Genomic DNA, 208 nt, shown 5'->3' with positions numbered 1-208 from the left:
GTTGAATCGCTGGAACGGGTAACAAGGAAACCTACTTACGCAAAATATTGCTCACCCCTTATCAACGCTTCGGCAATGGATGGCATAGCGGTTATTTCTTCAAGAACCGCCGAAGCCAATGAAACCAATCCGGTGATTTTGAAGGAGGAAGAGGATTCCCTGGTCGTAGATACCGGCGATCCCATTCATCCCCCATATGACGCAGTGA

General features: G+C 48.6%; 1 pseudogene. It reads left to right on the top strand.

What is annotated here, in order from left to right:
• Positions 1 to 208: pseudogene (locus NE619_RS18775) on the top strand (molybdopterin biosynthesis protein); the annotation flags it as partial.

Source organism: Anaerovorax odorimutans (genome assembly GCF_024459955.1).
GTDB classification, from domain to species: domain Bacteria; phylum Bacillota; class Clostridia; order Peptostreptococcales; family Anaerovoracaceae; genus Hominibacterium; species Hominibacterium odorimutans_A.
This window is presented reverse-complemented; position numbering and strand designations above follow the sequence as displayed.